Annotated in this window: 10 protein-coding genes; 9 read left to right on the plus strand and 1 reads right to left on the minus strand. The window is 44.0% G+C overall.

From position 1 onward, the window contains the following. The first annotated feature begins 4 nt into the window (after positions 1–4). From FM038_RS13125 to FM038_RS13165, 9 genes are all read left to right on the plus strand, one after another. Entirely contained in the window at positions 5–367 is a 363-nt protein-coding gene (locus tag FM038_RS13125) for an arsenate reductase (protein WP_142870965.1), read from the plus strand. After that, complete coding sequence (dapE, locus tag FM038_RS13130) at positions 364–1,497, plus strand: succinyl-diaminopimelate desuccinylase (RefSeq protein WP_142870966.1); 1,134 nt, start codon at positions 364–366, stop codon at positions 1,495–1,497. Before FM038_RS13125 ends, dapE begins: the two co-directional genes overlap by 4 nt. Beyond that, positions 1,488–2,168, plus strand: coding sequence for a M15 family metallopeptidase (locus FM038_RS13135; RefSeq protein WP_223292860.1), 681 nt, complete (start codon positions 1,488–1,490; stop codon positions 2,166–2,168). The genes dapE and FM038_RS13135 overlap by 10 nt, the downstream gene beginning before the upstream one ends. Positions 2,169–2,253: 85 nt before the next feature. Next, positions 2,254–3,087: an alpha/beta fold hydrolase gene (locus FM038_RS13140; RefSeq protein ID WP_142870968.1), complete on the plus strand. Its 834-nt coding sequence runs from the start codon at positions 2,254–2,256 to the stop codon at positions 3,085–3,087. A gap of 273 nt (positions 3,088–3,360) precedes the next feature. Further along, positions 3,361–3,972 carry a carbonate dehydratase gene (gene can / locus FM038_RS13145; RefSeq protein WP_142870969.1) on the plus strand — a complete coding sequence of 204 codons (612 nt, stop codon included), beginning with the start codon at positions 3,361–3,363 and terminating at the stop codon, positions 3,970–3,972. A 202-nt stretch (positions 3,973–4,174) separates the two neighbouring features. Continuing rightward, positions 4,175–5,359, plus strand: coding sequence for an 8-amino-3,8-dideoxy-alpha-D-manno-octulosonate transaminase KdnA (gene kdnA, locus FM038_RS13150; RefSeq protein ID WP_142870970.1), 1,185 nt, complete (start codon positions 4,175–4,177; stop codon positions 5,357–5,359). 85 nt (positions 5,360–5,444) lie between these two features. Further along, the gene (gene kdnB, locus FM038_RS13155) at positions 5,445–6,515 is read left to right on the plus strand and encodes a 3-deoxy-alpha-D-manno-octulosonate 8-oxidase KdnB (protein WP_142870971.1); all 1,071 of its coding nucleotides are present in this window, start codon (positions 5,445–5,447) and stop codon (positions 6,513–6,515) included. 79 nt (positions 6,516–6,594) lie between these two features. Next, positions 6,595–7,332, plus strand: a complete 738-nt coding sequence (gene kdsB, locus FM038_RS13160; protein ID WP_142870972.1) for an 8-amino-3,8-dideoxy-manno-octulosonate cytidylyltransferase KdsB — start codon at positions 6,595–6,597, stop codon at positions 7,330–7,332. A gap of 50 nt (positions 7,333–7,382) precedes the next feature. After that, entirely contained in the window at positions 7,383–7,631 is a 249-nt protein-coding gene (locus tag FM038_RS13165; protein WP_142870973.1) for a DUF2897 family protein, read from the plus strand. Positions 7,632–7,803: 172 nt separating this feature from the next. Here FM038_RS13165 and FM038_RS13170 read toward each other — a convergent pair whose 3' ends face one another. Next, the gene (locus FM038_RS13170; protein WP_223292861.1) at positions 7,804–11,163 is read right to left on the minus strand and encodes a PKD domain-containing protein; all 3,360 of its coding nucleotides are present in this window, start codon (positions 11,161–11,163) and stop codon (positions 7,804–7,806) included. Positions 11,164–11,290: the final 127 nt, after the last annotated feature.

The raw sequence follows: 11,290 nt of genomic DNA on the forward strand, positions 1-11,290 counted from the left end.
TCCGATGACACAAGAAACAATTATGTACGGCATTTCTGCAAAAAGATGCGATACGGTACGTAAAGCCAGAAAATGGCTCCAAGCTAACCAACCTGATGTCACCTTCCATGATTTTCGTGAAGATGGCTTAGAGAAAGAACAGCTTGCTCGTTGGGTGGCTTCAATTGGTTGGGAACAACTATTCAATAAACGCAGTACCAGTTTTAGAAACCTCACTGATGCCGACAAGGCCGATATAAATCAAGATAAAGCGATAAGCCTGATGCTTGAGCACCCAACGCTAATCAAAAGACCCGTACTGGTCAATGGTGACAAAGTGCAGGTCGGCTTTAAAGAAGCAGAATATCAAGCCTGGTTTACCCTATGAGTCAGGATGTATTGATACTGGCACAAGAGCTGATCTCACGTCCCTCTGTCACCCCATTAGATGAAGGCTGCCAAAAGTTAATGGCCGACAGGCTGGCGATTGCGGGTTTTAACATTGAATCTATGGTGTTTGAAGACACCACCAATATGTGGGCAAGACGTGGCAAAGAGCTACCAGTATTTTGTTTTGCAGGTCACACCGATGTGGTTCCTGTTGGCGATCTAAACCGCTGGCATACTCCCCCTTTCGATCCAGTGGTTATCGACGGTTATCTCCATGGCCGCGGCGCAGCAGACATGAAAGGTTCACTGGCAGCAATGCTTGTCGCTACCGAACGTTTCGTCGAGAAGAACCCAGATCATAAGGGCTCTATTGCCTTCTTGATCACCAGTGATGAAGAGGGTCCTTTCATTAACGGTACAACTCGTGTCATCGATACGTTAGAAGCCCGTAATGAAAAGATCACTTGGTCTTTGGTTGGCGAGCCTTCATCAACACACAAACTCGGTGATATCGTTAAAAATGGTCGCAGAGGCAGCTTAACAGGTAATTTGACCATAAATGGCATTCAAGGTCATGTTGCCTACCCTCACCTTGCCGACAATCCCATTCATAAGTCTATGCATGCCTTAGATGAACTGACAAAAATGAAGTGGGATAACGGAAACGAGTTCTTTCCACCGACCAGCTTTCAGATTGCCAACATTAACGGCGGCACTGGCGCATCGAATGTGATCCCAGGCGCTTTAGAGGTCATGTTTAACTTCCGTTACTCGACCGAAGTAACCGCCGAAATACTGATCCAGCGCGTACTCAACATCTTAGATGCCCATGGCTTAGATTATGACATCAGCTGGATTTTCAACGGGCTCCCATTCCTAACGGGTGATGGACCCTTGTTAGAGGCTACACGTGAAGCTATCAAGCAAGTGACGGGCACAGATACCGACCCACAGACCTCGGGTGGCACATCTGATGGGCGTTTTATCGCACCAACGGGAGCCCAAGTGATTGAATTAGGCCCAGTGAATGCAACCATTCACAAAGTGAATGAATGTGTGAAAGTGGACGATATAGAGCAGCTTGCCCTTTGTTATGAAGTTATCCTGGAAAAATTACTTTGCCAGTAAATCGACAGCCTTATGGCCTTGAGCCTCAACATTTAGTTGAATACCAAGGCCATCAACTCGAATCCAAAACGGCTAAAGCATTGTCCAAAATGGTGACAGCGGCAGCGCGTGATAACATAGATATAAAAGTATGTTCTGGCTTCCGTGATTTTCATCGGCAGATGCAGATATGGAATAATAAAGCCAGTGGTACACGCCCTGTACTTGATAGCCATTCAAAGCCTGTGGAGCTGAGTAACAAGACTGCTAATGAGATCATCGACCTCATTTTACTTTGGTCAGCCTTGCCTGGAACGTCTCGCCACCATTGGGGAACTGACGTTGATCTTTTTGATGCGAACCAAATTGATCAAATCAACCTGAAACTCATACCATCAGAATATGAATCTGGCGGACCATGCTCCAACTTATACCATTGGCTATTAATCCATGCTAGTGACTTTGGCTTTTACTTCCCTTTCCAGTTAGGATTGAGTGGTGTCAGCCCTGAGCCTTGGCATCTTAGTTATTTTCCTGTGGCAAATACGATATTAGGTAGCTTTGAGCTTGAAACATTACGGCAAGTCATAACAGAGTCAGAGATTAAGTTCAGAGATGAGTTACTATACAGACTCGAATCTATAGTTCAGAATTATGTTTATCGAGTCGCACCGTCACCTGATGAGACTTGAGTGAGCATCTCCTTTCACTCAGGCGCTAGTACTCATCAGTATAATATTTTTAAAACAATATATTCAGTACATTACAGTAGGCAACATGAATTTTTCATCTTCGAAAAAGCACATAAAGATTGATAATCGACGTTTAAGTTATATCGATATTGGCACCGGCCCAGTACTCTTATTTGGCCATAGCTATCTTTGGGACTCACAGATGTGGGCACCTCAAATTGAATGCCTCTCTCAGCATTACCGCTGTATTGTTCCCGAGTTATGGGGCCATGGTGAAACAGATGCATTACCAGAGTCAACTCACTCTCTTAGACATATCAGCGCGCAAATGCTTGAGCTAATGGATGCATTATCTGTTGACTGCTTTAGCATCATCGGCTTGTCCGTTGGGGCCATGTGGGGAGCTGAATTGGCACTTCTAGCACCGACTCGAGTCAAGACCTTAGTCATGATGAATTCATTTATCGGTTATGAGCCTGAAGTGGCACGAGCTAAGTATTACACGATGCTTGATGTTATTAACAGCCAGCAAGCTGTCCCAGCTGAGCTGATCGAACAGATCGCACCGCTGTACTTTTGCAAAGATGCTAAAAATAAACACCCCGAACTATATGCAAACTTTGTTAAGTCACTGCAAAATCTTGATGCTGATCGAATAGAGAGTATTTTCAGGTTAGGGAAAATTATTTTTGGCCGCAGAGATACCATGGATGACATAGAAAATCTTACCTTGCCGTGCCTTATTATGACTGGGGTTGAAGACACAGTCAGACCCGTACTCGAAAGCTATTTAATGCATGATGCCATCGACGGCAGTGAATTTATCAATATTCCTAATGCGGGTCATATTTCATCTTTAGAAGAGCCTGAATTTGTCAATAATCAGCTGATGAACTTTCTTGGTAAACACCTCAAATAAGCAAAGCTATACTGTTAGCCGGACCAGAACACCCTGTGTTCTGGTTTTGTTTATTATCAAACTTAAGCCTTTCTTTCAAAAAACGGCCATGCCAAACACCCTTACAGCTATAAAATATCACTATTAACGCAGGCGAAAACATACCCGTTAATTATTAATTAATATTAATTGGTTATCTTACTGAATAGACCAGCACGGCTTAGAATCAATGCTAGAATACTGATTCGACTTGACTGACAAGTCTCACTTCTTAACTGTATACTTTTGAGAACAATGAAAATACTAAAACCACTTTTTGATAATAATCGCCGTTGGGCTGAACGTATCGTACAAGAGAAACCTGACTTTTTTGAACAGCTCGCAACCCAACAAAATCCTGAATACCTGTGGATTGGCTGCTCTGATAGCCGCGTACCTTCCAATCAGATTATCGACTTGATGCCAGGTGAAGTTTTCGTTCACCGTAACATCGCCAATATGGTGATCCATACCGATTTAAACTGTTTATCTGTGCTTCAGTATGCCGTTGAAGTATTAAAAGTAAAACACATCATGGTCGTTGGTCACTACGGCTGTGGTGGCGTCAAAGCGTCAATGGGTACAGAGCGATTGGGCCTGATTGACAATTGGTTAGGTCATATTAGAGATATTCATCGACTTCACAGTGAAGAACTGAACAAACTCGAAGGTGATGAAAAATTTGACCGCCTTTGCGAACTTAATGTTATCGAACAGGTAGGTAATGTCAGTAGCACCAACATAGTCCAAGATGCTTGGGAACGTGGTCAAAATGTTTCGGTACATGGTTGGATTTATGGCATAGACAATGGTCTGTTATCTGATTTAGACGTTACTGTCGATAACGAACAATTTAGGCCAAAGTAAATAGCCAGACCCGTTCAGCCCTAAACGTTATAGAATTTTTAGGGCTAGATGTGCACACTTTATACGTTCACAGCATAATTTAAGGTTTTTAGTTAAATATTCCTTAATAAACATCGCAGTTTCTCTTCCAACCCAGTTATAATCCTCTAGTTATGATTTATTTCTCGCGCAGATAAGCGCAGCGAATTCTAAGGAAATTTCCATGCCCGGTTTTGAATTATTTGGTCCTGAAGAGAAGCAAGAAGTTGCAGATGTAATGGAGAACGGTTTCACCTTCCGTTATAACTTTGATCATATGCGTAATGACCGCTGGAAAACGCGTGAGATGGAGCAACTGCTTTGTGAAAAGATGAATGTAAAACACGCTCATCTTCTTTCAAGTGGTACTGCTGCATTACAAACTGCACTTGCTGCTGCAGGCATTGGCGCTGGAGATGAAGTTATCGTTCCGCCGTTTACTTTTGTTGCTTCTGTTGAAGCGGTATTTATGGCTGGTGCGGTACCTATTTTTGCCGAGATTGATGAAACATTATGTCTTTCACCTGAAGGCATTGAAGCTGCCATTACCCCACGCACTAGAGCCGTTAACCTAGTTCATATGTGTGGCTCTATGGGTAAGCTAGATGAAATTAAAGCTGTCTGTGAAAAGCACGACTTAGTGCTTCTAGAAGATGCTTGTCAAGCCATCGGCGGCACCTACAAGGGTCAGGCTCTGGGCACTATTGGTGATGTGGGTTGTTACTCATTTGATTCTGTAAAAACCATCACCTGTGGCGAAGGCGGAGCAGTTATCACTAACAGCGAAACCATCTATAACCATGCACACATGTTTTCAGATCACGGCCATGACCATGTTGGTAATGACCGCGGCGCAGAAGGTCATCCTATTATGGGCTTGAACTTCCGTATCTCTGAAATGAACTCAGCGATGGGCTTAGCGCAGCTGCGTAAGCTAGATACCATCATCGACATTCAGCGTAGAAACAAACGTACCATTAAAACTGCAATGGCAGATATCAGTGAAGTCAGCTTCCGTGAACTTCCCGATGCTGATGGTGACTCAGCAGGCTTCCTGACCTTTATGATGTCTTCTGAAGAACGTACCATTGAGATCAACAAGAAGCTGGCCGAAAACGGCGTCGATGGCTGTTTCTACTGGTATGTTAACAACTGGCACTACCTGTCAAACTGGAAACATATCCAAGAGCTAAAATCATGCTCTGCTCTACCGATCACGTTAATCGAAAACCGCCCGGACTACACTAAGGTTTCAGTGCCTAAGTCTGATGCTATCATGAGCAAAACTATCTCTATGTTGATTAAGCTTTCTTGGACTGAAGAAGAGATTGCCCAGCGTATTGAAAATATTAAGAAAGCTTTTTCTTAATCGCTTGAATCACATATTTCTATTGCGCCTTAATTAAGGCGCAATTCCACTTTTTACAGTAATAATCTCAACGGAGAATGTTGTAATGAGTTTTAAAAATTTCAAATGCGTACCTAAAATGATTTTTGGTCGCGGTTCATTTGTAGACTTAGATCTGGTATTGAGCGAAGAACGTCAATCAACTGATGACTTCGTCGTTTTTCTTGTCGACGATGTGCATCAAGACAAGCCTTTAGCCGGGCGTGTTCCTGTTAAAAATCATGATCTACTTATCTATGTCAATGTTGACGACGAGCCTTCGACAAAGCAAGTCGATGCGCTGACTGAACAAGTCCAAGCCTTTAATACTAAGCATCCTGTGAGCGTTGTCGGCCTTGGTGGTGGTTCTACACTTGATTTAGCTAAAGCGGTTTCTTTGATGCTGACTAACCCTGGTGGCAGTGCGATGTACCAAGGTTGGGATCTTATCAAGCATCCAGCTGTTCATCATATTGGTATTCCTACAGTTTCAGGCACAGGTGCTGAAGCATCACGTACGGCAGTGCTTTGCGGACCAGTACGTAAGCTTGGTCTAAACTCAGATCACACAGTATTCGATCAGATCATCATGGATTCTGAACTTATTGATGGTGTATCTACCGATCAATGGTTCTACACAGGTATGGATTGTTACATTCACTGTGTTGAATCTTTGCAAGGCACTTTCCTGAACGAATTTGCTAAGTCCTTCGCAGAGAAGTCTATGGACCTTTGTCGTGAAGTGTACATCAATGATCATGCAGAGAAAGATGATAAGTTGATGATGGCCTCATACATGGGCGGCATGAGTATCGCTTATAGCCAAGTCGGTGCCTGCCATGCCGTTTCATATGGCCTAGGTTATGTACTTGGTTATCATCATGGTATTGGTAACTGTATCGTTTTTGATGTACTCGAAGACTTCTACCCTGAAGGGGTTGCTGAATTCCGTACTATGGTGAAGAAGCATAACATCACCATTCCTAAAGGAATTTGTACTGACTTGCCTGATGAGACTATCGCTAAGATGGTTAAAGTCGCTAAGAGCATGGGCCCACTTTGGGAAAATGTTTACGGTCCGACTTGGGAAGAAAAAGTCACAGATGAGATGCTAACAGCACTTTATCGTCGTATGTAATCTAGGCTTCATTGTCCTTAAACATTCATTAGGGCTCTTTAGAGCCCTTTTATATTGATATTAGTAATAGGTATAATTCATGAACGTTACCCTGTTAATCCCTGCACGCTATGGATCCAGCCGTTTTCCCGGTAAACCTTTAGCTCCGATTAACGGCAAGCCTATGATCCAGCATGTGTACGAACGTGCGGCTCTAGCAAAAGGCTTAACCGCTATCTATGTGGCCACCGATGATGTCCGTATTAAGGACGCCGTTGAAGCCTTTGGTGGTCAAGTGGTAATGACCAGTGCTGACGCCGCCTCTGGTACTGACAGAATTGAAGATGCAATCACGCAGCTTGGGCTAAAAGATAACGATTTAGTGGTTAACCTTCAGGGCGACCAGCCATTAATTGACCCGATCTCAATTGAGCAAATCATCAGTTTGTTTGAACGTCACCCTGGTGAGTTTGGCATGGCAACATTAGGCTTCGAGATCACTGAGCAGTGTGAGCTTGATGATCCTAAACATGTCAAAATGGTATTCGATAACGATCATAATGCACTGTATTTTTCCCGTGCACGTATCCCATTTGGCCGTGATACCAATGATTACCCGGTATATAAACACTTAGGTGTCTACGCCTATACCAGAAGCTTCGTATCAACGTTTGCTAAACTGCCTCTAGGGCGCTTAGAAGATTTAGAAAAACTAGAGCAATTAAGAGCCTTGGAACACGGTTATAAGATCAAGGTTGCTATTAGTGCTTTTGATTCTCCAGAGGTCGACACACCGGAAGATATTCGAATTTGTGAATCAAGATTAGCTGTCGATTAGGCTTATTAAGAGTCCATTCAATGGGCTGTTTTAATGGTATTAGGAGAAGTATGTCGGATCTTGAAGCTTGGCTCATCATTATTCTCGTTATTGGTGTGATCGCCAGTAACCTTGCTGTTCTCAAATACAGTGCAAAGTATAAAATGCCACAATTTGGCAAAGAGAATAAACCGAAACGATCGAAGCCAGCGCCCTCTACTGACGATAAAGACTCTAGATCAGACAAAGGGTCTAGCAAGCAAGCGGATAATAGCGTTGACAAAACTCCGACTCAAGGTGATGGCGAGAAAAAGCCTTAAGTGTTAACAAGCAGATAAAGCTAAGCTTAAGTTCAAGACAGAACTAGCTCTAATACCAATCGCTATAAGACAAATTTACCTTCTCTTTGCTAAAAGAAAACCGGCCTGATCGCTCTGGCCGGTTTTTTATTGTCTATCTATTTATACCAATTGGTATAAAACGATGAAGATGCTACTGCATATCGACGCGTAATGTCACACCACTGTGGTTTCCCCCCACCATGATATAATGCCAACCTGTTGCCAAGCCATTTACCGTAATAGTCTCAGTGTTTCCCGATGTATTAGATACCTGAGTATATGACGAGCTTGATGGCCAGCCAGAATGACTGTAGTAAAGCGCAACATCACCGCTGCCGTGCTGAGTGCGAATACTGGTTTGCGTCAAGCCATCAGCATAGAAGTAAAAATACTTGTCGCTGCCTGCTGTTACACAAACAGCAGTAGTACTCTGAACGGCAATATAGTCCTCTTCGGCTTGAGTCAAACAGGCATTCACTAAACCATTAACAGGCACACTAGACACTGCAACCGCAGCAACGCTAGAACTTGTTGCACCTAAGTTATCTGTCACAGTCAATGTGACGATAAAATCACCGGCTGATTCATAGGTATGGCTTGGATTTGCCTGGCTACTGCTAGTGCCATCACCAAAGTCCCAGCTATAACTCACAATCGAACCGTCACTGTCAGTTGAGCCTTGACTGCTAAAGCTTATCGCCGAGCCCACTTCTCCTGAGTAGGGACCATTAGCTTGAGCGACTGGCGCAACATTTTGTGAAGCCGTTACACTTGCCGTTGTCGTGCTGGTATGTGTCAAACCACCATCATCAGTCACAGTTAACATTACTGTATAATTACGCGCAACTGAATAAGCATGACTTGGATTAGCAAGTGTACTAACGCTTCCATCACCAAAGTTCCACTCATAACTGGCGATGCTACCATCGGAGTCGCTTGAGCCTTGACTAGAAAAGTTAATGCTTTGTCCTACGCTGCCAACATAAGCACCGTTTGCATTGGCTGTCGGCGCAACATTCTCTGCACCGGCATCAAATGTCGCCAGCAAGGTCACATCGGCAAAAGTATTATAGGCTTTTAGGCTGACATACCACATGCCTTCTGTCGGCGCTGCTTGGGTACAGGTTTCACTGTTCCCGCCAACGTAGGGGCGACATACGTAACTACTGTCTGTAGGCTCTGCACCCAACTGAGTATAGAGATCCGCATCACCTGTACCGCCACTCACTTTAATGACTAGATTAGTCACACCTGCTGGAATATTGATAAAGAATTTTGCTAAATCGCCTGTATTGGCTGATAGACCAGTTTTAGCTACACCATTTTTCAGCTCCTGAAGACCTGAATTGGTGATCACAGCACTGGTATTTGATGTCCCAATCCCCCCTAAATCATCAGTCACAGTCAGAGTCACATTAAAGGTATCTGCAGTGGCATAGGTATGAACAGGATTTGCATCGCTACTGAATGTTCCATCACCCAAATCCCAGCTGTAACTAACAATTGTGCCATCGACATCGGCAGAGCCATTGCTTGTGAAACTGATTGGTGAGCCTAATGTGGCCGAATATGGACCATTAATAGACGCCGTCGGCAGCTGATTATTACTCACAGGACGATCGTATACCGCTTTTAAACTGACATCACTGTAATCCAGAAATGCATCAATCATGATATTGTAGGTACCGCCAAGATCTGCACCGGTGAACTCACAAACCTCACGCAATCCTGGCGCCGCAAATGGCTTACAATCTGCAACAGATGTTGTGGGGATAATATCGCGGCTGACATAGAGATCAGGATCAGGCCCGCCTTGTAACGTACTGCCATAACCACCTGGGATCTCAACCAAGACCCTTGTCGCATCATTAGGCACAGTAAAACTATAATGCTTTGCTGCTGAGCCTTTAACCGCTGTTAAGCCGCTCTCATCTATTGCTGTTACTCGCTCACAACCATTACATAAGGTTGGATCGTCCATCGCAACAACGATCAGCCTCGCATTGGTATAATCAGAAAAAGCATCAATAGTAATATGGTAAGTACCCGTCGTTTTAGGGCCTACTAGGCCGATAAACTCAGGGGTTCCAGCCGAACTGAAAGAGTGAAGATCATAGGTCCATGTAGTCCCATCATATGAAGGTGCTTGCCCATGCCTAAGGTACAGATCCGGATCTTCTGAAAATCCATCTAAATAGACGGCCATGACCTCAGTGCCCACGGGCAGGTCGATAGTGTAGGTATTTATCTCACCTTTCAATGCCGACAGACCAGGAAGCTCCATCAACACAGTGCCTTCTGGTGGCGCATCCACACCAGAGCCGTCCCAGTTATGAGGAAAGCTTGAGGTATATGCACTCAACCCTACAGAGATCAAGTTATCATCAGTCCAAAGCGTACTACGTGCAGGATGATTCAGCGCGCCATACATACGTTGCGCTTGCTGCTGAGTAAACATGGCGTAATTATCTGTGTAGTGCATGAAGTTTTCAGTATTGGTCGCTTGACCCAGACAGTTCTCGGCATTGCTTGCCATAGAATTACTGCTCATCTGCGGCGTGTCACAGACCCTATCACCGGTATGAGAACAGAAAATCTCATTATCTGTATTACACTGAGCACCATCAAATACATGTGGTAAGTTTAACCAATGGCCAAACTCATGGGTCAAAATAGAACGGAAATTTTCATCAGTATTAGTACCAAGATAAGCCCCGTTATAAACAACTCGAGCGAGTCCAGTATCTGACATAGACGTCGTCGGATACCAGGCAACACCTGAATTATTTGTAGCGCCGTCACCATCTAGATCATTCATAATATAGATGTTCATATAACGGTAATTATCCCAGGCATCACCTGAGATTTCAGCATCTTTTGCAGCGCGAGCCGCATCATTGGGTGCGTCGTAATTACCATAGCCCGTCGCCTCCCCATGCCTAACGATACCGTTAGTAGGGTTTCCCCATGGGTCGACTTTAGCGAGCACAAATTCGACATTCATGTTCTCACGTATAGCTTGAAACTGCGCTGCTATCGGCCCATCTAAGGTATTGAGTCCTTGAAAGTCCTCGTTACTTCTTTTAAGAGCATTAGCAATCAGAGAGTCCGGAACACAGGAACCACCGGTCTCACAGTTGTGTATTGCGCCATAGATATGAAACACCACAGGAATGATATATTCACCTTCATCTACAGTGCCAATTGCTTGGACATCAATAGAGAAGCTAGTCGGACTCGTTAACTGCATTTTTGAGTTATACGTTCCTTTAGGCTCTGTGGCACCAAAGAACAGGCCTTCATTTGGACTAGGAACCCAAGTTTGACCATTTTGGTCAGTACCACAAACCTGACCTCCAGCTTTGAAGTGACTCGACATGGTATTGTTTTGTTGACTACTGGCTTGATTGATCTTATTGACTGACTGCCCAGCCCAAGCGTGCCCAACAGGCAAACTTGCGCAGAGGGTCAGTGCAGTTAAGATCGCACCGCCTTTAATATTTTTTATCATTGTTTTGTTCTCAAGTATCAGGGTAAGTATGCGTGCAGGAAAAAACCGGCACATCACTCTTTGATCGGTGATATATGATGTTCATATTCACCGTTATTTTTATCATCTTGATATTCTGTAGACGTAT

It is taken from the genome of Shewanella eurypsychrophilus (assembly GCF_007004545.3).
In the GTDB taxonomy this organism is placed as follows: Bacteria; Pseudomonadota; Gammaproteobacteria; order Enterobacterales; family Shewanellaceae; genus Shewanella; species Shewanella eurypsychrophilus.